Raw genomic sequence first — 26,606 nt, forward strand, 5'->3', positions numbered from 1 at the left:
TTACGCCTTCATCAGCCAGACACTCATTTCCCGCCATACAGCCACGGCGCGCCGTAGCGCGCCGCGTAGTACCGCTTACTCCCGTTGCCGCACATAGCGGCCCGGCGCCGGTTCGATCACCGGGAATTCGTCCGAGCCAGCCGTGGCGCGTGGCTTCACCTTCTTGCCGCCGTACTGATCGAGCCACGTGATCCATTCGGGCCACCAGCTTCCGGGCACTTCGGTCGACGCGTCGAACCATTCGTTCGCGCTTTCCGGCAGCGCTTTCTCTTCGGTGTCGAGCTTCCAGAAGCTGCGCTTCTTTTTCGCCGGCGGATTGATCACACCCGCGATATGGCCCGACGCGCCGAGCACGAACTTCAGTGGCCCGGACAGCAGCGGTACCGACGCATACGCGGTTTGCCACGGCACGATATGGTCTTCGCGCGAACCGTAGATGAAGGTGGGCACGTCGATCTTCGACAGATCGACCGGCTCGCCGCAGGTGGTGAGCGCACCCGGCTCGCGCAGCTTGTTCTCGAGGTACGTGTTGCGCAGATACCAGCAATACATCGGACCCGGCAGGCTGGTCGAGTCGCTGTTCCAGTACAGCAGGTCGAACGGCACCGGCGTGCGGCCCTTCAGGTAGTTGTCGACGACGTAGTTCCACACGAGGTCGTTCGGGCGCAGGAACGAGAACGTGTTCGCGAACTCGATGCCGCGCATCAGCCCCGGCGGCGCGCCGTTCTTGCCGCCGATGGTCTGCTCGCGCATCTGCACGTGCGCTTCGTCGACGAACACGTCGAGCACGCCCGTGTCGGAGAAGTCGAGCATCGCGGTGAGCAGCGTCATCGACGCGGCCGGATGTTCGCCGCGCGCCGCGGCCACCGCCAGCGCGGTGGCGAGCATCGTGCCGCCGACGCAGAAGCCGAGCGTATTGATCTGCTCGCGGCCGCTGATCTTGCGCACGGTGTCGATCGCGGTGAGCACGCCCTCGCCGATGTAGTCGTCCCACGTCTTGTGCGCGATGGATTGATCCGCGTTGCGCCACGAAATCAGGAATACCTGGTGGCCCGAATCGAGCCCGTGCGCGACCAGCGAGTTCTCGGGTTGCAGGTCGAGAATGTAGAACTTGTTGATGCACGGCGGCACGATCAGCAGCGGCCGCTCGCGCACGGTCGGCGTGCGCGGCTTGTACTGGATCAGTTGCAGCAGATCGTTTTCGAACACCACCGAGCCTTCGGTGTTCGCGAGATTTTCGCCGACCGCGAAACGCGATTCGTCGGTCTGGGAAATCTTGCCGCGCTGCATGTCGCCGAGCAGATTCATCACACCCTGACGCAAGCTCTCGCCCTTGCTGTCGAGCAGGGTTTTCTGCGCTTCGGGATTCAGCGCGAAGAAGTTGCTGGGCGATGCCGCCGCGGTCCACTGCTGGACCGCGAAGCGGATGCGCTCGCGCATCTTCGGTTCGGTGTCGAGCGCGTCGACCATCTCCTGCAAATAGCGCGCGTTCAGCAGATACCACGCGGCGGTAAACGCGTAAGCCGGCGTCTCGCTCCATGCTTCCGCGCTAAAGCGCCGGTCCTTGAGCTCGGGCGCCTTGCTGGCCGACGTGGTGGCCTGCTGGATCAGCTCCATCGCCTCGCGCGAGTAGTCGGTTTGCAGCTTCTGCAAACGCTCCGGAGGAATCGCGGCGGCGGGAATGTTCAACGCCGGGAAGGACGGCAGCGACGGTACCGCGCCGGCGGCCAGCTTGCTGAAGTCGGGCATGCCGGGAAACGACGGCATCTGCGGGAATCCCGCCGGTGGCGTGAACGGCATTTGCGCCAGCGGCGGCATGCCGGGTATCTGCGGCATTGAAGGAACCTGGAACGGCGTACCCGCGGGCGGCACGCCGAACGAACGCCATGCGTTCACCCAGGCGTCGAAAAATTGCTGCATGCCTGCGGCTGACGACGCGCCGCTCGTACCGGCCTGCTGCGTTTGCTCCTTCGAGGAGTCCGTGCTGGGGGAAGCTGAGGAATGAGATGCTGACATACCTGCTTTTGACCGGTAAGTCCTTACGGACGGGTTGAGAGGCAGGTTCGTGCGCACGTGGCGATCGCTCACGACTTCGTCACGCCCTGTCCCATGTACGACGAGGAGCTTGGGACGAACATTCTTGCTCCCCATCACAAGGCATGTCAATGCTTGTTCCCGATTTTGCCGCAGTGCGACAGTTTTTTAATTATCGTTTTCCCTGTAGATAAAACGCGATTCAACGAGCCGAATGATCGACGCCGTGGGCAGATGAAAAAAACTCTCGGAACGCATGGTTTTTAAGGATTTTCATACGTGGGCCCCGCACACCTGCGGGCATTAGTTTGCGCGGACGGCGGCCCTCCGGCAGCGCAGCAAAAATGCCCGGCGTGGCCGGCTGAGCGCGCGGGTTCGTGGATGCGCACGCGCGCGCGCTCGTGAAGTCCCGTGAAGTCCCGCAAACGGCGGCGTTTTCGACCGAAACCGCGCACGAAACTTCATGCGCGTTTTTCCATGGAACGGAAAACCCACATCGTTCGATTTGCAATCAATCGTATGAAGATGCGAGCACGCGCTGCGCCCGTCAATCGGCGAGCGTCTGCGCCTGATCGTCGAGCCAGATCAGCGCGGCCATGCGGCCGGTGTCGCGATCGCGGCGATACGAATAGAAACGCTCGCGCAGCGTGACCGTGCACAGATCGCCGCCGCTCACGCGCGTCACGCCGAGCCGTTGCAGGCGCAAGCGCGCGAGTGCCGGCAGATCGGCGAGATATTTACCGGGATTCGACGGGTGCGCGACGAAGGCATGCGCGGTCGCGTCGCGTTGCGCGCCCTCGACGCCGTCCATAAACGCGTCGAGCACGTCAGAGCCGACTTCGAATGCGCCGGGCCCGATCGACGGTCCGAGATACGCATGCAGCGCGCTCGCCTCCACGCCCGCGAGCGCGGCGACACGCTGCGCGGTCTGCTCGACGATGCCCGCCGCAAGGCCCCGCCAACCGGCATGCGCGGCGCCGACCGCGCGGCCCGCTTCGTCGCACAACAGCACCGGCATGCAATCGGCGACCATCACGACGCACGCGATGCCCGCGCGATCGGTGACACTCGCATCGGCGCGCGTCGGCCTGCCCTGTTCGCGCAAATGCGCGAGCGCGTCCTCCGCCCGCACGATGCCGGCGCCGTGAATCTGCTCGAGCCATGCGGCGTCGCGAACGCCGGCCAGCCCGAGCAGCCGCGCGCGGTTGCTCGCGACGACGGCCGGATCGTCACCGGTTTTCATACCCAGATTGAGGCCGCCGGGATGATCCACGCCATCGTGCCAGCGGCCGAACGGCGCGTCGCTGACGCCGCCGTTGCGCGTGGTCACGAGCGCGTGCACGCGCGGCGACACGTTCCATGCGGGTTGCACGACATCGGCAAAATTCAGCTCCGGCAAATTCGTGCTCATGCGTGATCCTCGTCTTCGTGACCGGCGAGGGTGTCGTCGTCGGTGTCGTCGGCTTCATCGTAATCAGCGTCGTCGAGCGATGCGTCGTAGTTCTCGTCTTCGTACTCGTCGTACGCGTCGCCGAACTCGCCCGCATCGTCATGCGCGAGACCGAGCGCCACCGACAGCGCCTCGATATCGGCCGGCACGTCGGCGCGCCATTGCATCGAGCGGCCGGTTTCCGGATGAATCAGCCCGAGCCGCCACGCGTGCAGCGCTTGCCGCGCGAAGCCGCCCGGCAGCGGCGTGACCGAGCGCTTGCCGCGCGCGCGTCCGTAGACAGGGTCGCCGAGCAGCGGATGCCCGATGTGCGCGCAGTGCACGCGAATCTGATGGGTGCGGCCGGTCTCGAGATCGCAGTGGATTGCCGTGACCGGCTGACGCTGCCAGATCGCCGCCCTGACACGCCGGAAATGCGTGCGCGCCGGCTTGCCTGCCGCGCCCGTCACCACCGCCATGCGGGTACGCTCGCGCGGATCGCGGCCGATCGGCGCGTCGATCGTGCCTTCGTCGGGCATATTGCCCCACACGAGCGCGAGATAACGCCGCTTCACCGTACGCGCCTGCAACTGGCGCACGAGATCGGTCTGTGCTTCGAGGGTGCGCGCGACCACCATGAGCCCGGAGGTTTCCTTGTCGAGCCGGTGCACGATGCCCGCGCGCGGCAGCCCTGCCGCGGCCTCGCCATAACGATGCAGCAGACCGTTCAGCACGGTGCCGCTCCAGTTGCCGGCTGCCGGATGCACGACCATGCCGGCCGGCTTGTTGATGACGACGAGCGTGTCGTCTTCGTAGACGACGTCGAGCGGCACCGGCTCGGGCGTAAACGCAAGCTGCTCGGGCAGCAGGTCGGGCACGAGCTCGATGGTCGCGCCGAGCGGCACCGGCTGGCGGATCTTCGCCGGCTTGCCGTCGACGCGCACCCGTTGCGCCTCGATCCAGCTTTGCAGACGGCTGCGCGAGAACTCCGGGAATACCTTCGCAAGCACCTTGTCGAGCCGCTCGCCCGCCAGCTCGTCGGGCACGACGACGCTGCGCGGCGCCTCGTAGGCCGCCCTCCCCGGCACGGTCGCCGGCGTGGCCGCGGCGCGTTGCGCGCCGCTTTCGGCAAGCGCGTCGCCGCCGAAATCGTCGTCGAGGGAATCGACGCCCAACGCGTCGGCGGGCTCGGCGCTTACGCTATAATCTTCGTTGCTATTCCGGGCGCCTGCGGTGCCTGGAGTATTTGAGCGGGTCATTGAGTCTGGGTCACCTGGACGTAAAGCTAGACTGGAAAATGCGAGCCTTGAACACCATCACTGAAGCGGCGATCAATTTGGCGGCCATCAAGAAGGCGGCCCGGAAAGTGGCCGGATACATCGCGTGCGCCGCGGCCATCGTCGCTGTCGCGGCTTGCCACGGCCTGCCGGAGAAGACCGACGAAACGGCAACGTGGAATAACAACAAATTATATACGGAGGCGAACGACGCCCTGAGCGGTGGTGACTTCGGCAAGTGCGCGAAATATTTCGAAATGCTCGAAGGCCGCGACCCGTTCGGCCACTTCGCTCAGCAGGCCCAGATCAACGTCGCGTACTGCAACTGGAAAGACAACGAAAACGCCGCCGCCGACCAGGCAGTCGACCGCTTCATCCAGTTGCATCCGGATCACCCGGACATCGCCTACGCGTACTACCTGAAGGGCATGATCCACTTCAACGACGACCTCGGCCTGTTCGGCCGCTTTTCCGGTCAGGACATGAGCGAGCGCGATCCGAAGTCGCTGCGCGAGTCGTATGACGCGTTCAAGGTCGTGGTGGACCGCTTCCCGAACAGCAAGTACGCGCCGGACGCCGCGCAACGCATGCGCTACATCGTCAACGCGCTCGCGTCGCACGAAGTCCACGCGGCGGACTACTACTATCGCCGCGGCGCCTATGTCGCCGCGATCAACCGCGCCCAACTGGCGTTGCGTGAATACAAGAACGCGCCGGCGATCGAAGACGCGCTGCACATCATGATCCTGTCGTACGAAAAGCTGAACAACCAGCAGCTCGCCGACGACACGCGCCGCGTGCTGGCCGGCACCTTCCCCGACAGCCCGTACGTCACTGGCCACGCACGGCCCGGCACGGCCAAATCCTGGTGGCAGTTCTGATGCACCGCTGCTCATCGGCTGAGCGCTGAGACAACCCGCTGAAAACGAAAACGCCACGACCCCGGTCGTGGCGTTTTCGTTTGTGCGCAATTTGTCAGCCGCGCACCGGACTCAATCCCGCTCGAACAACGCGATCGACTCCACGTGCGACGTATGCGGGAACATGTTGACGACGCCCGCGCCCACCAGCCGGTAGCCGGCCTCGTGCACGAGCAGGCCCGCGTCGCGCGCGAGCGTCGCCGGCGCGCACGACACGTAGACGATGCGCTTCGGCAGCGCGCCGTTGCCGCTCTGCGCGATCTCCGCGAGCGCCTTCGCGACGGCAAGCGCGCCTTCGCGCGGCGGATCGATCAGGAACCTGTCGAAGTGGCCGAGCGCGCGCAGGTCGTCGGCGCTGACTTCGAACAGATTGCGGCACGCGAACGACGTATGCCCCGCGACACCGTTCAACTGCGCATTGGCGAGCGCGCGCTGGGTCAACACCTCGCTGCCCTCGATGCCGACCACTTCCCGCGCGATCCGCGCGAGCGGCAGCGTGAAATTGCCGATCCCGCAGAACAGATCGAGCACGCGGTCCGTACGCGCCGGCGCAAGCAGCCGCAATGCGCGACTCACCAGCACACGGTTGATCGCGTGATTGACCTGCGTGAAATCGGTCGGCTTGAACGGCATGCGAATGCCGTATTCGGGCAGCGTGTAATCGAGCTGCGCGTCGAGCGGATAAAGCGGCGTGACCGTGTCCGGGCCGCCTGGCTGGACCCAGAACTGCACCTTGTGCTCGTCGGCGAACTCGCGCAGCACCTGTTCGTCCGCGGCGGTGAGCGGCTCGAGATTGCGTACCACGAGCGCCGTGACCGACGAGCCGACCGCGAGCTCGAGCTGCGGCATGCGATCGTAGATCGACAGCTTGCGGACCATGAAGCGCAGCGGCATCAGCATCGCCGATACATGCGGCGGCAGCACCTCGCAGGTTTTCATGTCGGCGATATAGCTGCTCTTCTTCTCGTGAAAGCCGATGCGCATGCCGCCCCGCTCCGGCAGATAGCGCACCGCGAGGCGCGCGCGATAGCGATAGCCCCAGGACGGCCCGTGAATCGGCCGGAACACCGTTTCAGGGCGCAGCTTCGCGAGATGCCGCAGATTGTCTTCGAGCACGCGCTGCTTGACGGCGACCTGCGCGCGCATCTCGAGGTGCTGCATCGAGCAGCCGCCGCAGATATTGAAATAGCTGCACTTCGGCGTCGTGCGGAGCACGCTTTCGCGGAACACCTGAACGACTTCGGCCTGCTCGAATTTCGGCTTGCTGCGATGCGTCGAATAGCTGACACGCTCGCCCGGCAGCGCGCCTTCGACGAAAACCACCTTGCCTGGCGTACCGTCCTCGCTCTCCGTGCGGCCCACGCCGCGCGCTTCCATATCGAGCGAAACGATTTCGATGACCGGCTCGTTGCCGGTGATGACGAGCGCCGGCGCCGGAGCGGGCTTATGACGCTTCGGCGAGCGACGATGGGGGGCGGTTCGGGACACCTGCGACTTCCTGACAGACCGTGGGGGAAAGGCGAGATTGTAGACGAAGCACCGGGCTTGCCCGCGATCGGGCGCGGACCGGTTGCACCCGCCTCGGAGATCAGCGCTCGAATGACCGCGCGAACTCAGTACTCAGTATTCAGCGTGCGGACTCACTGCGCGAACGCCGCCAGATACTCGGCCCATTGCGGCGCGGTTTCGAGCGCGAGCGCGTTCTTCACCAGATTGATCTCGTCAGCATACTCCGACGGCGAAAACCCGCCGCGCATCAACTGGAAGCGGCAATACAGCAGGTACGTATTGACGACGTCGGTCTCGCAGTAGTTGCGGATTTCCTCGATGCGCCCTTGCTGGAACGCCTGCCACACCTGGCTGCCGTCCATGCCCATCTTGCCCGGAAAGCCGCACATCTTCGCGAGCGCGTCGAGCGGCGCGTTGGCGCGCGCCTGGTACATCGCGAGCACGTCCATCAGGTCGGTGTGGCGCGCGTGGTAGCGGCTGATGTAGTTGTTCCACTTGAAATCGCGGTCGTCCTCGCCGAGGTCCCAGAAACGGTACGCGGGAATGCCGTTGACGAGCGCGCGGTAGTTGAGCACCGGCAGATCGAAGCCGCCGCCGTTCCACGACACGAGCTGCGGCGTGTACTTCTCGATCACGCGGTAGAACGACTGAATGAGTGCTGCCTCGCCGTCCTCGGGCGTGCCGAGCGAGCGCACGCGAAAGCCGTTGTTGTCGCGGAACACGCAGGAAATTGCCGCGACCCGTTGCAGATGATGCGGCAGAAAATCGCCGCCGGTTTTTTCGCGGCGCGCGGCGAACGCGTGCTCGGCGACTTCGGCGTCGCTCATCGACGTGGGCAAATCCTCAAGACGGCGGATGCCGGCAACATCGGGAATCGTCTCGATGTCGAATACAAGAATCGGTGTCATCGGGTTATAGAACGGCGTCCTTGCGAACACCGTTCGAGGCGAAGAAGCGCTTGAGCCGCACGAGTGCTTCCTGTTGGATCTGGCGCACCCGCTCGCGCGTGAGGCCCATTTCGTCGGCCAGCTCCTCGAGCGTGGCGGGCTCGATGTGGTTGAGCCCGAAGCGGCGCTCGATCACATGGCGGTGCTTGTCCGACAGACGCGCGAGCCATGCGCGTGTCAGCGTTTCGAGCTCGCGGTGCTGCACTTCGGCGTCGGGCGACTGGCTCTGGTCGTCGGACAGCAGATCGAGAAGGCTGCTCGCCGGATCGAGATCGAGCGGCGCATCGAGCGACGCGGTGTGCTCGTTCAGCGCGAGGATGTCGGTGACTTCGTCGGTAGTCTTACCGGTCAGATAGGCGATGTCGTCGATGCTCGCATCGCGGCGCTCGGCCGCTTCGCCGGAATTCATCGAGTTCTTCTCGAGATGGCGTTTCGCGCGCAGCACCTGGTTGAGCTCGCGGATCACGTGCACGGGCAGGCGCACGGTACGCGCCTGATTCATGATCGCGCGCTCGATGCTCTGGCGAATCCACCACGTCGCGTAAGTCGAAAAACGGAAGCCGCGCGTCGGATCGAATTTCTCGATGGCATGCATGAGGCCGAGGTTGCCCTCCTCGATCAGATCGAGCAGCGGCACGCCGCGATTCAGATAACCCTTCGCGATGCTGACGACGAGCCGCAGGTTGCGCTCGATCATCACCTGGCGCGCTTCGAACTCGCCGGCCTTGGCAAGACGCGAATATTTCTGCTCTTCCTCGACGGTGAGCAGCGGCTTCACGCTGATACGGTTCAGATAGTGCTGGATTGTGTCGGCCGTGAGCTCGGCCTGCAGCAGCGCGCGAAAATCGTCGGCGTCGGGCACCGCGTCGCCGCCGCTTTCGCGCGCCTCGGCGGCATCGCCCTCTTCGAGGCTGCCCTGGCGTTCGTCGAGATCGCGCTCCTCCACGATCTCTTCTTCCACTTCCGAAGCGCCGCTTTCGTCCACTGCGGCGGACGTGGCTTCGCTGATCTTCTCAGACTCGGCTTGCGGCGGGCGGCGCTTCGATTTCGGCATGATCGTATCGCTTATTGCGGCGGCAAATACTTCAGTGGGTCGACAGGTTTGCCCTGCCGGCGAACTTCGAAATGCAACATCACGCGGTCGGAATCGCTATTGCCCATCTCGGCGATTTTCTGTCCTTTTGTCACCGCGTCCCCCTCTTTTACCATCAAAGTACGGTTGTGTGCATACGCGGTGAGATAAGTTGCATCATGCTTGATGATAATGAGATTGCCGTAACCACGCAGCCCATTTCCGGCATAGACGACCCGGCCATCCGCCGAGGCTTTTACCGCCTCGCCCACCGAGCCGCCAATATTGACACCCTTGTTGGTGGTGTCATTGAACGTGTTGAGCAGCGGGCCGCGCACCGGCCATGCGAACGCGACGTTGCCCGCCGCGGCGCTGCCCGTGTCGTTCGTCGCGGCCGGGTTGACCGGCGCCGCGCCGTTCGCCGCCGCGCTGTTTGCCGCAGTGCTGTTTGCCGCGGTGCCGTTCGGGGCCGCGCCGTACAGCGGCGGCATCGCGGCGCCGACCGTGGCCGGCGCGTTGTTGTTCAGTGGCGCGCTTTGCACCGTCCCGCTGCTGCCAATCGGCGCGGTTGCCACGCCCGGCGTCATCGCCGCGCCGTTCGCGCCGGGCGGCACGACGCGCAGCAACTGGTCGACTTCGATCTGGTTCGGGTTGGTCAGATTGTTCCACGCCGAAATATCGCGGTAATTCTGTCCGTTCTCGAGCGCAATCCGGTACAGCGTGTCGCCCGGCTTCACGCGATAGTAGCCGGGAGGCGGCGGGCCGAGCGGCACGGCCGGTTGCGACGCCGCGCCAGGCGCGGTAGCAAGCGTGCCGCCGCCGGAGAGGTCGACGACGGGCGCCTGGTCGAGCCGGGAGGCACAAGCCGTCATCAACAGGGACAAGGCGAGCACGCACACGCTGCGCTGGGTTACGGTCATTGGGGAATTCGGGGTGGTTCTCTGCATCGCGCGCAACATACTCATCGGTGTCAAATCACTCCGGATTTTAAGGGTACAAAGAAAACGCGATCAAGCTGCGACTCACGCCACTGCGCGGGCCCGACGCGCTCGACCAGCGTCAGCACCTGGCTTTGTCCTTCCTGCGAGCCGACCGGTGCAACCAGACGTCCGCCGATCGCGAGCTGCTCGAGCAGCGCCTGCGGCACGTCGAGCCCGGCGGCCGCGATCACGATCGCGTCGAACGGCGCCGCCGACGGCAAACCGATCCGCCCGTCGCCGTAGTGCAGCCGGATATTCGGAATGCGCAACGGCCGCAAATTCGTCTTCGCGCGCTCGGACAGCGGCTTGATGCGTTCGATCGAGTAAACCTCGCGCGCGACCCGGCTCAGAACCGCTGCCTGATAACCGCAGCCGGTGCCGATCTCGAGCACGTTGTTCAGCTCGCGGCCGGCCGCCGCCAGTTCGATCATCCGCGCGACCACCGAGGGCTTGGAGATCGTCTGGTGATGACCGATCGGCAACGCCGCATCTTCGTAGGCCTGGGCCGCGAGGCCCGGGTCGACGAACAGGTGGCGCGGCACCGCCGCCATCGCGTTCAGCACGCGCTGATCAGTCACGCCATTGGCACGCAGGCGTTCGACCATCCGTTCGCGAACCCGTTCCGAGGTCAGCGCCAATGCGCTGTTCATCGCGCCGACCATGGATCCGCTCGGCGCGGCGTTCGGCGCGGTGGCGCGGTCACCAGCGCGAGGCGCGGGCTTGGCGGTCTGCTGCGATGACGCAGCGCGCGTGCTCTGGCCAGGTGCCTGCGTCGCGGACTTGATCGATTTGACCGGCGGCTTGACTGACGGCTTCGACGCCTGCTTGACAAGTTGCCGCGCCAACGTGCCGGCCGGCGTATTCACCGATGTCGCCGATGTTCTCGCGACCGGCGCGGCCTGCGGCTTCGGCGGCATTGCGCCGCCCAACGCCCCGTTCGCGGCTCCGTTCTGGGCCTTCGCCTGGGGAATCACCTGGGATCGTGGCGCCGGCGCGTTCTGCCCGGCGGCGGACACCCTCGCCTGCGCCCGGCCCGTCGCGCCGCCCTGCGTCGGTCTGGTCGGCTGCTGGCGCGTATTCAGCGCCGCGCTCGCGGCGAGCGCCGCCGCGCGCATTTCACCCGGACGTCCTTCGGGCCGGCGCGGCTCGCGCACCAGGTCCTCGAGACCGAGCGGAAAGCGCTTCGCGCGCTCGCTGGTCATGAAGCGCCGCTGCCGGCACGCAGCCAGTCGCGCGCCGCGGGCAGCATTTGCGTGTAGGTCAGATCGAGCTGCAGCGGTGTGATCGACACGGCGCCGTTGGCGACCGCGTGAAAGTCCGTGCCTTCGCTTGCGTCGCGCGCGCTGCCCGACGCGCCGATCCAGTAGATCGGCTCGCCGCGCGGGTTGGTCTGCCGGATCACCGGCTGCGACGGATGCCGTTTGCCGAGGCGCGTAATCCGCCAGTCGCGCAACTGTTCGTATGGCAGGTTGGGAATATTGACATTCAGCAGCGGATGCCCTGGCAACGGCCGCTCGAGATAATGCGAGACGATTTCGGCGGCGACGCGGGCCGCGTCTTCGAGATGCACCCAGTCTTTATCGACGAGCGAAAACGCGATTGCCGGCACGCCGAACATGATGCCTTCGGTGGCGGCCGCGACGGTGCCGGAGTACAGCGTGTCGTCGCCCATGTTCTGGCCGTTGTTGATGCCGGACACGACGAGATCCGGCGTGTGATCGAGCATGCCGGTCAGCGCGATGTGCACCGAGTCGGTCGGCGTGCCGTTCACATAATAGAAACCGCTGGCGGAACGCAGAACCGACAGCGGCCGCGACAGCGTCAGGGAGTTCGACGCGGCGCTGCAGTTCTGTTCGGGAGCCATCACGGTGACGTCCGCGATCGGCTTGAGCGCTTCGTAGAGCGCGGCCAGGCCAGGCGCCAGATAACCGTCGTCATTGCTGAGTAGGATTCGCATGCGCCGATTGTAACCGAGGAAAGATGGCACGCGAACGACGCCGCCGGCGCGCCCGCGCGCCAGGCACGCGGTGCGTGCGCACAGGCGTTTTTCGCGCGAAGATGCGTGCGAGTCGTCGATGAACCTGCATCATGCGCGCGCCTCGCGCTGTGCGGTGCACTCCGCGGCACCAGGTATGTTGCAATGCGCACCGCAACACGCACTGCAACAAATCGCACGGTCGTTCTGATTGCTTTACACTCGAAAACGTTGCGAACCCTGAACGAATGGAGACACGATGCGCGCGATTCGCTGCAAGCAATATGGGCCGCCCGAGAGCCTGATCGTCGAAAACCTGCCGGACCTCGAACCGCCGCCTGGCCATGTCGTTATCGACGTGAAGGCGGCGGCGGTCAATTTTCCGGACGTGCTGATCATCGAGAACAAATACCAGTTCAAGCCGCCGCTGCCGTTCACACCGGGGTCGGAAGCGGCGGGTATCGTGCGCGCGGTCGGCGCGGGCGTCACGCAGTTCAAGCCGGGCTCGCGCGTGGCCGCGTTCACCGGTTCGGGCGGCTTCGCCGAACAGGCGCTCGCGCCCGCTTCGGCCTGCGTGCCGCTCGAAGACGACGTGCCGTTCGAACTCGCGGCCGCGTTCACGCTCGCGTACGGCACGTCGCATCACGCGGTGGTCGACCGCGGCGCGTTGCAGGCCGGCGAAACGATGCTCGTGCTCGGCGCGGCCGGCGGCGTCGGACTCGCCGCGGTCGAGATCGGCAAGGCGCTCGGCGCGCGCGTGATCGCGGCGGCATCGAGCGACGAAAAGCTCGCGACCTGCGTGAAGCACGGCGCCGATGCGACGATCAACTACAGCACCGAAGATCTGCGCGAACGCATCAAGGCGCTCACCGACGGCCAGGGTCCCGACGTGATCTACGACCCGGTCGGCGGCGTGTACGCGGAACCGGCGTTTCGCAGCATCGGCTGGCGCGGGCGCTATCTGGTCGTCGGCTTCGCGAACGGCGAGATTCCGAAGCTGCCGCTCAATCTGATGCTGCTCAAGGGCGCGAGCGTGGTCGGCGTGTTCTGGGGGGACTTTGCGAAGCGCGAACCGCGGCGCAATCACGCGGCGTTCGACCAGATGGTCGGATGGATTCGCGAAGGCAAGCTGAAGCCCTACGTGTCCGCGCGTTATTCGCTCGACGACACCGGCCGCGCATTGCGCGACATGGCCGAGCGCCGCGTGATCGGCAAGGTCGTGATTACGCCTTGATCGCAAAAACGGCGGGAAGCCTGAAAGCTGTTTTCAGACTTCGCGCCGTTCGTGATGGAGGTTCGCGCTTGATGCGACGTGAGCGGGCGCCGCGTAACCAGCAAACAACACTCACAGCTTCTCGGTATCCCCGCTGCGCGGCTGCCATTTCATCAAACGCCGCTCCGCCATTCCGACAATCGCGTCGAGAATCAGCGCGAACGCGGTCAGCACCAGAATCCCCGCGAACACGGTGTTGATATCGAACGTGCCTTCGGCCTGCAGGATCAGATAGCCGACGCCGCGCGCCGAGCCCAGATACTCGCCCACCACCGAGCCGACGAACGCGAGGCCCACCGACGTATGCAGGCTCGAAAACACCCAGCTCATCGCGCTCGGCAAATAGACGAAGCGCAGCAACTGCTTGCGGTTCGCGCCGAGCATCCGCGCATTCGCGAGCACGACCGGGCTGACTTCCTTCACGCCCTGATAGACGTTGAAGAACACGATAAAGAACACGAGCGTGACGCCGAGCGCGACCTTCGACCAGATACCGAGACCGAACCACACGCCGAAGATCGGCGCGAGAATCACGCGCGGCATCGAGTTCGCGGCCTTCACGTACGGATCGAACAGCGCGCTCGCGAGCGGCGCGAGCGCGAGCCACAGGCCGATGCCGAGCCCGATCGCGGTGCCGAACACGAACGCGAGCACGGTCTCGACGAGCGTGACCCACAGATGCAGATAGATCTCGCCGCCCGTGAACCATTCCCAGATCCGCTGCAACACCTTTTGCGGCTCGCCGAAGAAGAACGCGGCCTTGTTCGGGTCATCGAAATAGAACGGCGGCAGCAGCGTCGGGCTGGTCAGCACGTACCAGAGCACGAAGCACAGCACGAGCAGCAGCCATTGCCAGATCACCAGATTCGCCCGGCTCGGGCGCAACGTCTTCCACATGACTTGGTTTGCCTTGGACGATGATTGAACGCGTCTTCTTTTTTCATGCGCATGCGTCGATGCGCGGCACGCTTAAACAGCGGTCAGTTGCTGCTGATAACCCTTGAGCACTTCATCGCGCAATACGCTCCAGATCTGCGCATGCAATTCGACGAAACGGGCATGCGAGCGGATTTCGGCGACGTCGCGCGGACGCGGCAAATCGATCCGGAATTCGCCGATCGGATGCGTGCCCGGTCCCGCCGACAGCACGACCACCCGATCCGACATCGCGATCGCCTCATCCAGATCGTGCGTGATGAACAGCACCGCCTTGCGCCTCGCGGCCCACAGATCGAGCAGTTCGTTTTCCATCAGTTGACGCGTTTGAATGTCCAGCGCCGAAAACGGCTCGTCCATCAGAATGATGTCGGGATCGAGAATCAGCGTCTGCGCCATCGCGACGCGCTTGCGCATGCCGCCCGAGAGCTGATGCGGATAGCGGTCGCCGAAGCCGCCCAGGCCGACGCGCTTCAACCACTCTTCCGCTCGCGCGCGCGCGTCGGCGGTCGGCACGCCGTGAAACGACAGCCCGGCCATCACGTTATCGAGCGCCGAGCGCCACGGCATCAACGCATCGGCCTGGAACATGTAGCCCGCGCGGCGATTCAGGCCAGTGAGCGGCTCGCCGAACACGCTGACCGTGCCCGCCGACGGTTGCAGCAGACCCGCGCCGACGTTCAGCAGCGTGGACTTGCCGCAGCCGGTCGGACCGACCACCGACACGAACTCGCCCGGCTCGATGCGCAGCGTCGTGTCCTGGACCGCCGTGTAGCGCTGCGAGCGGTTGTCGCGCGCGGTGAACGTGCAGGTGATGTTTTCGAGCGCCAGGGCTGCAACGGTCATCGTTCGGCTCGCTTCGGGAATCGGATTCGGGGGAATGGCGGCGGCGACTGGAACGGACGCGACATGTTGCCTTTGTCGGCGTCCTGCCCGATGCGCCGCCGCGCCGCCATGTTTATGCCTTGACGGTCGCCAGCGCCTTCTTCACGAAGTCGTTGGTCCACGTCTTCGACAGATCGATCTGCGCGTTCTGGATGACCGGATCGAAGGCCTTCAGCGTCTTCAGCGAGGTCGCGGGACCGTCCGCGGGCATCATGCCGTCGGGCGACATCGCTTCACGCACGTGCTGCCACGCGTCGAGATAGAGCGCGCGGTCGCCGAGCAGATAGCTCTCCGGCACCGTGTTGATCAGCTCGCTGCCGCTCGCGTTCTGCAGCCACTTGAGCGCGCGCACCATCGCATTGGTGAGTGCCTGCGTGGTGTTCGGGTTCTTCGTGATGAACGCCTGCGACGCGTACAGGCAGCCCGCCGGCATGTCGCCGCCGAACACGCTGTGCGTGTCGGCGAGCGTGCGCGTATCCGACACGACGCGCACGTCGCCCGCGCGCTCGAGGCGCGTCACGACCGGATCGAGATTGGCGATCGCATCGATCTGCCCGGACTGCAGCGCGGCAATCGCGCCGGCGCCCGCGCCCACGCCGATGAACGCGACATCCTTCGGACTGAGGCCGGCTTTCGCGAGCACGAAGCTCGCCATGATCGACGTCGACGAACCCGGCGCGGTCACGCCGATCTTTTTGCCCTTCAGATCGGCGATCGACTTGTAGTTCGGCACGGTCTTCTTCGACACCGCGAGCACGATCTGCGGCGCGCGTCCCTGCAACACGAATTCGCGGAAAAACTGCTTTTGCGCCTGCAACAGCAGCGTGTGTTCGAACGCGCCGGAAACCACGTCCGCGCTGCCGCCCACCGCGGCTTTCAGCGCCTGCGAGCCGCCGGCGAAATCGGAAATGTCGACCTCGAGGCCTTCGTCCTTGAAGTAATTGCGCCGCTCGGCAATCGTGAGCGGCAGGTAGTAGAACAGGTTCTTGCCGCCGACCGCGATCGCGACTCTGGTGGTCTCGGGTTTGCCCTGCGCGAAAGCGAACGGCGTGGCCGCCAGCGTGGCGCCCGCGAGCGCGGCGCCGCCGGCAAGGAAGGTTCTGCGTTGCATGGTCTGTCGTCTCCAGATTTTTGTGGTCCGGCTTTTTTGGCGCCCGTTTTGCGCTGTTGCACTACGTTCGTGCACGGCGCTTTTCTGCCCATCGCGCGGCGCGGCTCGCGCGTCAGACTATCTGTTGCGCGTGCAACCTTGCGATGCCGTCAGCATCATAACCTAGTGATTGAAGGACTTCATCGGTATGTTCACCCAGTTCGGGCCCCAGCCAGCGGGTCTCGCCCGGCGTCGCCGAGAGTTTCGGCGTGACGCCGGGCAGCGTAATTTCCTTGCCGTCCTGCCACTTGAAGCGCTGGATCATCTGCCGCGCGAGGTACTGCGGATCGGTGAACATGTCCGCGACGCTGTAGATGCGGCCCACCGGCACGTCGGCCGCGTTCAGCACCGCGAGCGCTTCGTCGATCGTACGCGTGGAAAGCCATGCGGCGATCGCGGCGTCGATTTCCCGCGTACGCGGCACACGGCCGTCGTTGTGCGCGAGCGCCGGATCGTTCGCGAGATCGTCGCGTTTGATCGCGATCATCAGGCGCCTGAAAATCGGATCGCTATTGCCGCCGATCACGATGCTGCCGTCGCGGCACGGATACGTATTCGAGGGCACGATGCCCGGCAGCGACGCGCCGGTGCGCTCGCGCACCATGCCGTACACGCCGTACTCGGGCACCACGCTTTCCATCATGTTGAAGACGGCCTCGTACAGCGCGACGTCGACGACCTGCCCGTTGCCGCCGTTCACCTGCCTGTGATGCAGCGCCATCAGCGCGCCGATCACGCCGTGCAGCGCGGCGATCGAATCGCCGATCGAAATGCCGATGCGCGGCGGCGGCAGATCCGGATAGCCGGTGATATGGCGCAGGCCGCCCATCGATTCGGCGATCGCGCCGAAACCGGGCCGGTCGCGATACGGTCCCGTTTGCCCATAGCCGGACAGACGCACCATCACGAGGCCGGGGTTTTCGGCCGACAGCACGTCATAGCCAAGACCCAGTTTCTCGAGCAGGCCCGGGCGGAAGTTCTCGACGACGATATCCGCCTCCTTCGCGAGGCGCCGCACGATCTCCTTGCCTTCCTCGGCCTTCAGATTGATCGTGACGGATTTCTTGTTGCGCGCCTGCACGGCCCACCACAGCGACGTGCCGCCGACTTCCGGATACAGCTTGCGCCATTTGCGCAGCGGATCGCCGCCCTTGGGGTCTTCGATCTTGATGACGTCGGCGCCGAATTCGCCGAGAAAACGCGCGGCGAACGGCCCGGCGATCAGCGTGCCGAGCTCTAGCACCTTGACGCCGGCGAGCGGGCCGCGTGCGTCTTGCGGCGCGGCGCTCGCGCCTGATTCGGGGGTGGCGCTCATGAGTCTCCTCTATTCTGGTTCTGGTACTGATGACGGTCTGGCCGTGCGGCGCTCCGGCATGCTCGCGCGCGCAGCGACGCGCGGCCCGCGCACGACGCACAATAAATCACGACAAACGCTACCCGCGCTACATCGAACGGCGATCGAGCATCGCGCGCGCGATCGTGCCCGCGTCGACGTACTCGAGTTCGCCGCCCACCGGTACGCCGCGCGCGAGACGCGTGACCGTGAGCCCGCGCGCCTTGAGCGTCTGCCCGAGGTAATGCGCGGTGGCCTCGCCTTCGTTGGTGAAATTGGTGGCGAGCACGACTTCCTTGACGACGCCGTCCGACGCGCGCTTCACGAGCCGGTCGAAATGGATCTCCTTCGGGCCGATGCCGTCGAGCGGACTGAGCCGGCCCATCAGCACGAAATAGAGACCGCGATAGGTCATCGTCTGTTCGAGCATGATCTGGTCGGCCGGCGTTTCGACGACGCACAGCAGCGACGGATCGCGCTCCTCGTCGAGGCAGACCTCGCAGATCTGCGCTTCGGTAAATGTGTTGCACTTTTCGCAATGGCGCAGATGCTCGGTGGCGAACAGCAGCGAGCGGCCGAGCTTTTCGGCACCTTCGCGATCGTGCTGCATCAGGTGATACGCCATGCGTTGCGCGGACTTGGGCCCGACACCGGGCAGCGCGCGCAGCGCTTCGACGAGCGCCGACAGGGCGGAGGGTTGTTTCATGCGGATCGGCGTCGAAGTGGATGGGGCTCGGGTGGGCAGATCGGGGCATAGCAACATTCGAGCCGTGTTTTGACACGGTTGCGGCGCTTTCGCGTCTGGCCTGCACTTTCTTCGGTGCTTTCGGTGCTTCGGCCTGTGCGCGTCGCGGGTGCGTCCAGCATTGCCGTTCACACCGCGGCGATAAGCGCCGCGGCGTTCGCCCTCGCTACAGCAGGCTCAGAACGGCAGCTTGAAGCCCGGCGGCAGCGGCAGACCCGCGGTCATGCCGCCCATCTTTTCCTGGGCGGTCGCCTCGGCCTTGCGCACCGCGTCGTTGAACGCGGCGGCGACGAGATCTTCGAGCATGTCCTTGTCGTCGGCGAGCAGGCTCGGGTCGATCGACACGCGGCGCACGTCGTTCTTGCAGGTCATCGTCACCTTGACGAGACCGGCGCCCGACTGCCCCTCGACTTCGATCTGCGCGAGTTGCTCCTGCATCTTCTTCATGTTTTCCTGCATCTGCTGGGCTTGCTTCATCAGCCCGGCGAGTTGGCCTTTCATCATGGACGTGCTCCTTCTATCTGGATAGCGTGAAATCTGGGATTCCGGCGCCGTGCTGGGACGCCGCCGCGAACCGGTGGATCAGTGGGCCGGCGACGCACCGTTCGGGGCGGCGTCCAGGGTAATCGGGCGGATCGAGCCCTGCACGATAGTCGCGCCGAACTCGCGAATCAGCGACTGTACGAACGGATCGGCGCTGATCTCGCGCTCGGCTTCCTGCTGGCGCCGCGCGCGCAGCGCGGCGTCGTGCGCGGCGGCGGTGCGGCGCGCCGGGCCGACCTCGACCTGCACGTCGACGTTCTGGCCGAGCCGTTCGACGAGCGCCGCCTTCAGTTTAGCGACCTGCGATGCTTCCGCGTATTGCGGCACCGGCACGTTCAGCTTCAGCGTGCTGCCTTCGAGCGCCATCAGTTCGCTGTTGAACGCAAGCTGATACGAAATGCCCTTCAACGGCAGATCGACGGCAAGCGCGGGCCAGTCGCCGGTGAAGCCGAGCGGATCGAGCGGCACGGCGGGCGGCAGCGGGCGTGTGTCGACGGCCGGCGCGGGCGCGGCGGCCCTGGCTGCCGTGGCGGCGGGCCCACCCATGCGGACGTCGTCGGGACCGTGGTCGAATACCGGCACGAAGTTGTCGTCCGGCGGGCCGAAGTAGCCGTCGTCCGCGGCGGAAAGCGGCATGTAGTCGTCGGGCGGCATGTCGTCCCAGGGCGGGATGGACGAGCCGTCCTGTTGTGAGCCGCTGTCCGCGCTCCGCGCGGGGGATGGCCGCGCGGCGGCGTCAGCGGTTTCTTGCGGCGCGCGGCGGGATGCACCGGGCGTCGGGACCGGGACGACCACGCGCGGCGCCGCGGGTTTCGGGGTGGCGGCCGCCGCCGGATTCGCGGCTGCCGTTGCATTCGCGCGGCCACGGTCGGAGGACACTTTCTGGCCGGCGTTGCGCAACACGTTGAGTGCGGCGCTCGCACCGCTTGTCCGGCGGGGCGCGGGATCGGCCTGGGCTGGTATCGGTGCGGCTTGCGGCAGCTGCTCCGGCTCTTCTCCCGGCGATTCGGCGGCTTGCTCCGCGCTCGCGAGCGCGGCGGTTGCGGGTGAATCCGGCGCGGTCGCGAGTGCGGTATCGGCGTTTTCGTTCGAGGAAAGCGCGTTCCCGCCTGCAACGGCGGCGCCCTCACTAACAGGCGCGTCTTCCCAGGGAGCCAACGGGCGCTCCACGGCAGCGGCAGGCGGCGCATTGGCAGCGGCGCTCACCGGCTTCGTATCATCGCCCACTGCCTGCGCCGGTTCGCTGACGCTTGCGGCTCCGACATCGAGAGATCCCGGCGTCGCCTTGTCTTGCACAGCATCGGCACCGACATCGGCAACAGGTTGCGCGGCGGCATGCACCGCGTCGCGCCCGCTCGCGAGAGGCGGCAGCGGCGCGGCCGTTGCCGTCGCTGTTGCCGCCGACCCCGACGGCGCGCGCAACGCAGCGACCGTCGGCGCGCCGGAGCGCTTCGCCGCGGCACCGGATGCGCCGGTCTGCGACCCAGCCCCCGTCGCGGCGCCGCCCCGAGGCGCCCGCGCGAACGCGCGCAGGCGCCGCCGCGTCATGGTGTAAACGGCGTATTCATCGGGCGCGAGACCCAGCTCGCTTCGGCCGATCGTCGTAATCTGATAGAACAGTTGCACCTGTTCGGCGCTCAGCGTGTCGGCGAAGCGGCGCAGATCGGCCGCCTCCGGCCATTCGTCGAGCACCGACGACGGCGCGAACTGCGCCCACGCGATTCGATGCAGCAGGCTCGCCAGATCCTGCAGCGCCGTCGAAAACGACAGGCTGCGCAGCGCCATCTCGTCGGCAACCGCCAGCACCGCGGCGCCGTCTCCCTGCGCGAGCGCGTCGAGCAGCCGGATCAGATAGCTTTGATCGAGCGCGCCGAGCATGCCGCGCACCGCATCCTCGCTGACCTGGTTTGCCGAATAGGCGATCGCCTGATCGGTCAGCGATAGCGCATCGCGCATCGAGCCGTCGGCCGCGCGCGCGAGCAGACGCAGCGCCTGCGCGTCGAACGGCACGTTCTCTTCGCCGAGAATGCGCTCGAGGTGCGACACGATATGGCCGGCCGGCATCTGTTTCAGATTGAACTGCAGACAGCGCGACAGCACCGTGACCGGAATCTTCTGCGGATCGGTCGTCGCGAGAATGAACTTGACGTGCGGCGGCGGCTCTTCCAGCGTCTTCAGCATCGCGTTGAAGGCGTGGTTCGTGAGCATGTGCACTTCGTCGATCATGTAGACCTTGAAGCGCGCGTCGACCGGCGCATATACCGCGCGCTCGAGCAGCGCGGCCATTTCATCGACGCCGCGATTGCTCGCCGCGTCCATCTCGACGTAATCGACGAAGCGCCCTTCGTCGATCTCCCGGCACGCACGACAGACGCCGCACGGCGTCGAGGTCACGCCGGTCTCGCAGTTCAGTGCCTTGGCGAAGATGCGCGACAGCGTGGTCTTGCCGACGCCGCGCGTGCCTGTAAACAGATACGCATGGTGCAGACGGCCGCCGTCGAGCGCATGGGTGAGCGCGCGCACCACGTGCTCCTGTCCGACGAGCGAAGCGAAATCCTTCGGCCGCCATTTGCGTGCGAGAACTTGATAGGTCATCTGGAAATTGTATCAGTAACAATGGCGCCAAAAACCGAATCGGGATGGCGCGCGAACGCATGCTGCTTTGCCGGAGCAAGCTGACGGAACGACACAAAGTTCGGCTAATAACGGATCGGGCGCGCACGATACCGCCGCGACAATGTTCCGGAGGAACACGACGAACGACGAATGCGGAAGCTGGGAGTAATTGCAGGAAACCGCGAAGAAAAAAGGAAGGTGACGAGCCCGACCCTCGGCACTGGTGGAAAACGGCTGTGGCTGCTTCGTTCCCGACCTGACCAGGTTGACCATCCCTCCATGCGAGGAGGCCCGTCACGAAGGATTCTATCATCGCCCGCCTGATCGCGCGACTGTTAATACGAGCAAACCCGATCGACACGCCCACTCGGGCACCCTGCGCCACTTCCCGTCTTCTTCATATCTATATAGACAGACGAACGTTCCGTGGCCACGTCCGCGCGTCACTTGAGTTCGCCATGGCCGCCACCAATTACGCTCCATCGCGATATCCCGACGTGACAGGAACCGGCCGGCGCTTCACGTGCAGCCATTGGCCCCACTGCCCTGCCGAGTACTATCGCCCATCGGCAACGCATAGCGAATTAAGCTACACTGCCAGTTGGATGACCCGCGAACGGGAGCCTTTCCGCGTATTTCATGAAAATCCGGCGCTTTTATGGATTTTCGCGGACATGATCGGCAAGACTCCGGATGCGGCAAAACGAACGGAAATTTCCCCGTTTTTGATGTATCGTGGCGAGCAATTCAGGCGGGCCTCGAACCGATAGAGGTATTCATAAATGAGCGAACAAATCAAGCATATTAGCGACGCATCGTTCGAACAGGACGTCGTGAAATCCGATAAACCCGTGTTGCTCGATTTCTGGGCCGAATGGTGCGGCCCGTGCAAGATGATCGCGCCGATCCTCGACGAAGTCGCGAAGGATTATGCGGATCGCCTGCAAGTCGCGAAAATCAATGTCGATGAGCATCAGTCGACACCGGTCAAGTTTGGCGTGCGCGGCATCCCCACGCTGATCCTTTTCAAGAACGGCGCTGTCGCCGCGCAGAAAGTCGGCGCATTGTCGAAGTCGCAACTCACCGCGTTCCTCGACGGCAACCTGTAATACCCCGCCGCGGTGCTTGTGGATTCGAACCAATCCGCAAGCGCGTGAGATCGAGCGCAGCAGGCTGGGCAAAACAGCCGCGCTCACCAAAGAAGCGTGTTGTCAGCCGGCAACACGCTTGACGACAAAGATGCCATGCCGCCGCACTGACGGAAATTGGCGTGTGCTATGCTAGAATCCGCAAAACGTCGAAAAGACGTGTAAGTCTTTGAGCGTTCCGCTCACCCTCCTCCCAGATTCCATTTCGTCGCACCTTCTCCTGCGGGTTCTCCGTATGCATTTATCCGAGCTTAAGACTCTGCACGTGTCCCAATTGATCGAGATGGCCAATGGCCTCGAGATCGAAAGTGCGAACCGCCTGCGCAAGCAGGAACTGATGTTCGCCATTCTAAAAAAACGAGCCAAAGCGGGCGACACGATCTTCGGCGACGGCACACTCGAAGTGCTGCCGGACGGCTTCGGTTTCCTGCGTTCGCCGGAGACCTCCTACCTCGCCAGCACGGACGACATTTACATCAGCCCGTCGCAAATCCGCCGTTTCAATCTGCATACGGGTGACACGATCGAAGGCGAAGTGCGCACGCCGAAAGACGGCGAGCGCTATTTCGCGCTGGTGAAGGTCGACAAGGTCAACGGCCAGCCGCCGGAGGCCTCGAAGCACAAGATCATGTTCGAAAACCTGACGCCGCTGCACCCGAACAAGGTGCTGCTGCTCGAACGTGAAATGCGCGGCGAAGAAAACGTCACGGGCCGCATCATCGACATGATTGCGCCGATCGGCAAGGGCCAGCGCGGCCTGCTCGTCGCATCGCCGAAGTCGGGCAAGACCGTGATGCTTCAGCACATCGCCCACGCGATCAAACAGAACCATCCGGACATCAAGCTGTTCGTGTTGCTGATCGACGAACGCCCGGAAGAAGTGACGGAAATGCAGCGCTCGGTGGCCGGCGAAGTGATCGCCTCGACGTTCGACGAACCCGCCGCGCGTCACGTGCAGGTCGCCGAAATGGTGATCGAGAAGGCCAAGCGCCTCGTCGAAATGAAGAACGACGTCGTCATTCTGCTCGATTCGATCACGCGTCTCGCGCGCGCCTACAACACCGTCGTGCCTGCTTCGGGCAAGGTGCTGACCGGTGGTGTCGATGCGAACGCATTGCAGCGTCCGAAGCGCTTCTTCGGCGCGGCGCGCAACATCGAGGAAGGCGGATCGCTCACCATCATCGGCACCGCGCTGATCGAAACCGGCAGCCGCATGGACGATGTGATCTACGAAGAGTTCAAGGGCACCGGCAACATGGAAGTGCATCTCGAACGCCGTCTTGCCGAGAAGCGTGTCTACCCGTCGATCAACCTGAACAAGTCGGGCACGCGCCGCGAAGAACTGCTGATCAAGCCCGAAGTGCTGCAGAAAATCTGGGTACTGCGCAAATTCATCCACGACATGGACGAAGTCGAATCGATGGAATTCCTGCTCGACAAGATCCGTCAGACGAAGAGCAACTCCGAGTTCTTCGACATGATGCGTCGTGGCGGCGGCAGCTAACGCGTGACGCTGGCGTTGGCCGCATCGGCCAATCGCTGTACGAATTGAAAAACCGCTCGTTATCGACGAGCGGTTTTTTTTTCGCCCGCGACCCGCGCACTTGCCCGGTGCGCCGGGTCATCGCCACGTCGCCGCGCTCTAACATGTACGTGAACGTACACGTTAGAGTACAATGTCGGCAATCGGCTCGAACGCACCCCACGCCCATCACCGTCATGTCAAAGGATTCCCCCGCGCTATTGACCGTGCGCGACGCCGCCGAACGGCTCGGCGTCACCCCGCGCACGCTGAAGTACTACGAGGAACGCGGCCTCGTATCGCCGACGCGCAGCGAAGGCCGCTACCGTCTCTACGACGAGGAAGACCTGAAGCGCTTTGCGCGCATTCTGCGTCTGCGCTCGCTCGGCTTCTCGCTGCACGGCATCACCGAAATGCTCAAGCGGCCGCTCGAACCGGTCGACGGCGGGCATCGTTTTTCGACCGAGTCGCTGCAGCAGATTCGCGACGCGATCGCCCAGCAGGTCGAAGCACTCGATGCCCGCATCGAAGCGATGCGCCGCGAACTCAAGGAGGCGCAGAAGCTGCGCGCGGAACTGAGCCCCGATCTCGATTATCTGGAGCGGCGTCTCGCCGGCGAAAACGCCGACAAGCTGCTCGAACAGCGCCGCAACGCGCTGGCGAAAACGGCAAAGGTAGCCGGCGCGGCGGACGCGACACCCGCCAAACGTGTCGGCAAATCACGCACCGATGTGCCGGGCAACGCGTCATGAACACCGCGTCATCCCGTGCCGCGTGGTTCAGCGTCGACAAACTGCGCGGCGACTTTTTCCCGTGGGTGCTCGCGGTCGTCACCGGTCTCGACTATTTCGACAACGCGATCTTCTCGTTTTTCGCGAGCTATATCGCGGGCGGCATCAATGCATCGCCCGATGAGCTCGTGTGGGCGTCGAGCGCCTACGCGGTCGCGGCGGTGCTCGGCATCCTGCAACAGGAATGGTGGGTCGAACGCTTCGGCTACCGGCGCTACGTGGCCGGCTGCATGCTGCTCTATTCGGCGGGCGCGGCAGCGGCGGCGCTCAGCGAATCGTCGATCGAACTCGCGCTCGCACGCGGCTTCCAGGGCTACTTCATCGGTCCGATGATGGGCACCTGCCGCATCCTGATCCAGATGAGTTTCACCCCGCAGCAACGGCCCGCGGCCACGCGTGCGTTTCTGCTGCTGATCGTGCTGTCCAGCGCGCTCGCGCCGCTCGTCGGCGGCCAGTTGGTCGCGTATTTCGACTGGCGCGCGCTGTTCGCGTGCACGGCGCCGGCCGGCGTGCTGTTCGCGGTGCTGGCGCTGCTGGCTCTGCCCGACGCCGGCAACCGGCTGCCCGAAGAGCGCGGCTCCGCGCATTTCTGGCCATATCTGATCTTCGCATTCGCGCAGGGCGCGCTGCAGATCGTGATGCAGCAGGTGCGCTTCCAGTTGTTCAGCACGTCACCGGCACTGATCCTGCTGACGCTCGCCGGCTTTGTCGCGCTCGGCTGGTTCGCGTATCACCAGTGGCATCATCCCGCGCCGCTCGTGCGTCTGCATGCGTTGCGCGAGAAGGTCTTCCAGGTCGGCCTCGTGCTGTACATGTTCTATTACTACATGACGACCGTGTTCAGCTATCTGATCTCGCGCTTTCTCGAGAGCGGCCTCGGCTATCCGATCGAGAACACCGGGCGGCTCGTCGGCGTCACGTCGCTGATTTCGGCGAGCACGCTGTTCATCTATCTGCGCTACGCCAAACTGCTGCCACGCAAGAAATGGATCATCGTGCCGGGCTTCGCGGTCGCCGCGTTCGCCGCCGCGTGGATGACGCGCATGTCGCCGGGCGTCGGCGAAGCGGCGCTGATGGTGCCGCTGCTGTTGCGCGGCCTGCTGTTGCTGTTCATCGTGCTGCCGGTCGCGAATCTGACCTTCCGCATCTTCGCGATCGAGGAATTCACGCACGGCTACCGCCTGAAGAACATCGTGCGGCAATTGACGATCTCGTTCGCGACGGCGTCGGCCATCATCGTCGAACAGCATCGGCAGGCGCTGCATCAGAGTCGCCTCGCGGAGTCCGTGAATCCGTACAATCCAGTGTTCCAGAACACGCTCGCGACGCTGACGAGAAGCTTTGCCGCCGCCGGCCACGCAGCGTCCGAAGCACATGCGCTCGCGGTCGCGTCGATCAGCCGGACCGTCGCGCAGCAGGCGAGCTTTCTGGCTTCGCTCGACGGCTTCTATTTCCTGATCGGCGTCGCGATATGCGGCGGCCTGTTCGCCGCGTGGCAAAAACAGATCGACTAGAGGTGTG

Annotated in this window: 23 protein-coding genes and 1 other RNA gene; 7 read left to right on the forward strand and 17 right to left on the reverse strand. The window is 64.9% G+C overall.

Features of this window, described 5'->3' with window-relative positions; all coding sequences use genetic code 11:
- Positions 1-75: 75 nt before the first annotated feature.
- The 3 genes from phaC to QM685_RS19080 all read right to left on the reverse strand — a co-directional run bounded on the left by phaC (position 76) and on the right by QM685_RS19080 (position 4,722).
- On the reverse strand, positions 76-1,920 hold the full coding sequence (phaC, locus tag QM685_RS19070; RefSeq protein WP_415118131.1) for a class I poly(R)-hydroxyalkanoic acid synthase: 1,845 nt from the start codon (positions 1,918-1,920) through the stop codon (positions 76-78).
- A gap of 661 nt (positions 1,921-2,581) precedes the next feature.
- Positions 2,582-3,445 (reverse strand): peptidoglycan editing factor PgeF, encoded by an 864-nt coding sequence (gene pgeF / locus QM685_RS19075; protein ID WP_415118133.1) that lies wholly within the window; start codon positions 3,443-3,445, stop codon positions 2,582-2,584.
- Entirely contained in the window at positions 3,442-4,722 is a 1,281-nt protein-coding gene (locus QM685_RS19080; RefSeq protein WP_415118135.1) for an RluA family pseudouridine synthase, read from the reverse strand. Before QM685_RS19080 ends, pgeF begins: the two co-directional genes overlap by 4 nt.
- Positions 4,723-4,760: 38 nt before the next feature.
- Here QM685_RS19080 and QM685_RS19085 point away from each other — a divergent pair, with 38 nt between their 5' ends.
- Positions 4,761-5,621, forward strand: coding sequence for an outer membrane protein assembly factor BamD (locus QM685_RS19085; protein WP_415118137.1), 861 nt, complete (start codon positions 4,761-4,763; stop codon positions 5,619-5,621).
- Between the two features lie 111 nt (positions 5,622-5,732).
- Here the strand turns inward: QM685_RS19085 and rlmD are convergent, their stop codons facing one another.
- From rlmD to surE, 6 genes are all read right to left on the reverse strand, one after another.
- Positions 5,733-7,148, reverse strand: a complete 1,416-nt coding sequence (gene rlmD / locus QM685_RS19090; protein ID WP_415118139.1) for a 23S rRNA (uracil(1939)-C(5))-methyltransferase RlmD — start codon at positions 7,146-7,148, stop codon at positions 5,733-5,735.
- Between the two features lie 152 nt (positions 7,149-7,300).
- The gene (locus QM685_RS19095) at positions 7,301-8,077 is read right to left on the reverse strand and encodes a 3'-5' exonuclease (protein WP_415118141.1); all 777 of its coding nucleotides are present in this window, start codon (positions 8,075-8,077) and stop codon (positions 7,301-7,303) included.
- 4 nt (positions 8,078-8,081) lie between these two features.
- A complete protein-coding gene (gene rpoS / locus QM685_RS19100; RefSeq protein ID WP_415118143.1) occupies positions 8,082-9,170 on the reverse strand; it encodes an RNA polymerase sigma factor RpoS in 1,089 nt (362 codons plus the stop codon).
- A gap of 11 nt (positions 9,171-9,181) precedes the next feature.
- A complete protein-coding gene (locus QM685_RS19105) occupies positions 9,182-10,153 on the reverse strand; it encodes a peptidoglycan DD-metalloendopeptidase family protein (protein ID WP_415118145.1) in 972 nt (323 codons plus the stop codon).
- Positions 10,154-10,158: 5 nt separating this feature from the next.
- A complete protein-coding gene (locus QM685_RS19110; RefSeq protein ID WP_415118147.1) occupies positions 10,159-11,370 on the reverse strand; it encodes a protein-L-isoaspartate(D-aspartate) O-methyltransferase in 1,212 nt (403 codons plus the stop codon).
- Positions 11,367-12,125, reverse strand: coding sequence for a 5'/3'-nucleotidase SurE (gene surE / locus QM685_RS19115; protein ID WP_415118149.1), 759 nt, complete (start codon positions 12,123-12,125; stop codon positions 11,367-11,369). Before surE ends, QM685_RS19110 begins: the two co-directional genes overlap by 4 nt.
- Before the next feature lie 277 nt (positions 12,126-12,402).
- Between surE and QM685_RS19120 the strand changes: the two genes are divergently transcribed.
- A complete protein-coding gene (locus QM685_RS19120) occupies positions 12,403-13,377 on the forward strand; it encodes an NADPH:quinone oxidoreductase family protein (RefSeq protein ID WP_415118151.1) in 975 nt (324 codons plus the stop codon).
- A gap of 111 nt (positions 13,378-13,488) precedes the next feature.
- Here QM685_RS19120 and QM685_RS19125 read toward each other — a convergent pair whose 3' ends face one another.
- The 8 genes from QM685_RS19125 to ffs all read right to left on the reverse strand — a co-directional run bounded on the left by QM685_RS19125 (position 13,489) and on the right by ffs (position 21,920).
- Positions 13,489-14,313: an ABC transporter permease gene (locus QM685_RS19125; RefSeq protein WP_415118153.1), complete on the reverse strand. Its 825-nt coding sequence runs from the start codon at positions 14,311-14,313 to the stop codon at positions 13,489-13,491.
- Positions 14,314-14,385: 72 nt separating this feature from the next.
- Positions 14,386-15,198 (reverse strand): ABC transporter ATP-binding protein, encoded by an 813-nt coding sequence (locus tag QM685_RS19130; RefSeq protein WP_415118155.1) that lies wholly within the window; start codon positions 15,196-15,198, stop codon positions 14,386-14,388.
- Between the two features lie 112 nt (positions 15,199-15,310).
- The gene (locus QM685_RS19135) at positions 15,311-16,348 is read right to left on the reverse strand and encodes an ABC transporter substrate-binding protein (protein WP_415118157.1); all 1,038 of its coding nucleotides are present in this window, start codon (positions 16,346-16,348) and stop codon (positions 15,311-15,313) included.
- Positions 16,349-16,460: 112 nt separating this feature from the next.
- Positions 16,461-17,702, reverse strand: coding sequence for a CaiB/BaiF CoA transferase family protein (locus QM685_RS19140; protein ID WP_415118159.1), 1,242 nt, complete (start codon positions 17,700-17,702; stop codon positions 16,461-16,463).
- 127 nt (positions 17,703-17,829) lie between these two features.
- Positions 17,830-18,426: a recombination mediator RecR gene (gene recR, locus QM685_RS19145; protein WP_008923977.1), complete on the reverse strand. Its 597-nt coding sequence runs from the start codon at positions 18,424-18,426 to the stop codon at positions 17,830-17,832.
- 216 nt (positions 18,427-18,642) lie between these two features.
- Positions 18,643-18,969 carry a YbaB/EbfC family nucleoid-associated protein gene (locus QM685_RS19150; protein WP_008923976.1) on the reverse strand — a complete coding sequence of 109 codons (327 nt, stop codon included), beginning with the start codon at positions 18,967-18,969 and terminating at the stop codon, positions 18,643-18,645.
- A 78-nt stretch (positions 18,970-19,047) separates the two neighbouring features.
- Positions 19,048-21,603, reverse strand: a complete 2,556-nt coding sequence (locus tag QM685_RS19155) for a DNA polymerase III subunit gamma/tau (protein ID WP_415118162.1) — start codon at positions 21,601-21,603, stop codon at positions 19,048-19,050.
- 218 nt (positions 21,604-21,821) lie between these two features.
- An RNA gene (ffs, locus tag QM685_RS19160) (signal recognition particle sRNA small type) lies at positions 21,822-21,920 on the reverse strand.
- Between the two features lie 162 nt (positions 21,921-22,082).
- Here ffs and QM685_RS19165 point away from each other — a divergent pair.
- From QM685_RS19165 to QM685_RS19185, 5 genes are all read left to right on the forward strand, one after another.
- A complete protein-coding gene (locus QM685_RS19165; protein WP_415118164.1) occupies positions 22,083-22,394 on the forward strand; it encodes a hypothetical protein in 312 nt (103 codons plus the stop codon).
- A 12-nt stretch (positions 22,395-22,406) separates the two neighbouring features.
- Positions 22,407-22,733 (forward strand): thioredoxin TrxA, encoded by a 327-nt coding sequence (trxA, locus tag QM685_RS19170; protein ID WP_013089343.1) that lies wholly within the window; start codon positions 22,407-22,409, stop codon positions 22,731-22,733.
- Between the two features lie 274 nt (positions 22,734-23,007).
- On the forward strand, positions 23,008-24,276 hold the full coding sequence (gene rho, locus QM685_RS19175; RefSeq protein WP_415118166.1) for a transcription termination factor Rho: 1,269 nt from the start codon (positions 23,008-23,010) through the stop codon (positions 24,274-24,276).
- A 215-nt stretch (positions 24,277-24,491) separates the two neighbouring features.
- Positions 24,492-25,046, forward strand: a complete 555-nt coding sequence (locus tag QM685_RS19180; protein ID WP_415118168.1) for a MerR family transcriptional regulator — start codon at positions 24,492-24,494, stop codon at positions 25,044-25,046.
- Positions 25,043-26,599, forward strand: a complete 1,557-nt coding sequence (locus QM685_RS19185) for an MFS transporter (RefSeq protein ID WP_415118170.1) — start codon at positions 25,043-25,045, stop codon at positions 26,597-26,599. Before QM685_RS19180 ends, QM685_RS19185 begins: the two co-directional genes overlap by 4 nt.
- The last annotated feature ends 7 nt before the right edge of the window (positions 26,600-26,606 follow it).

Source organism: Paraburkholderia sp. (genome assembly GCF_047605525.1).
GTDB lineage: Bacteria > Pseudomonadota > Gammaproteobacteria > Burkholderiales > Burkholderiaceae > Paraburkholderia.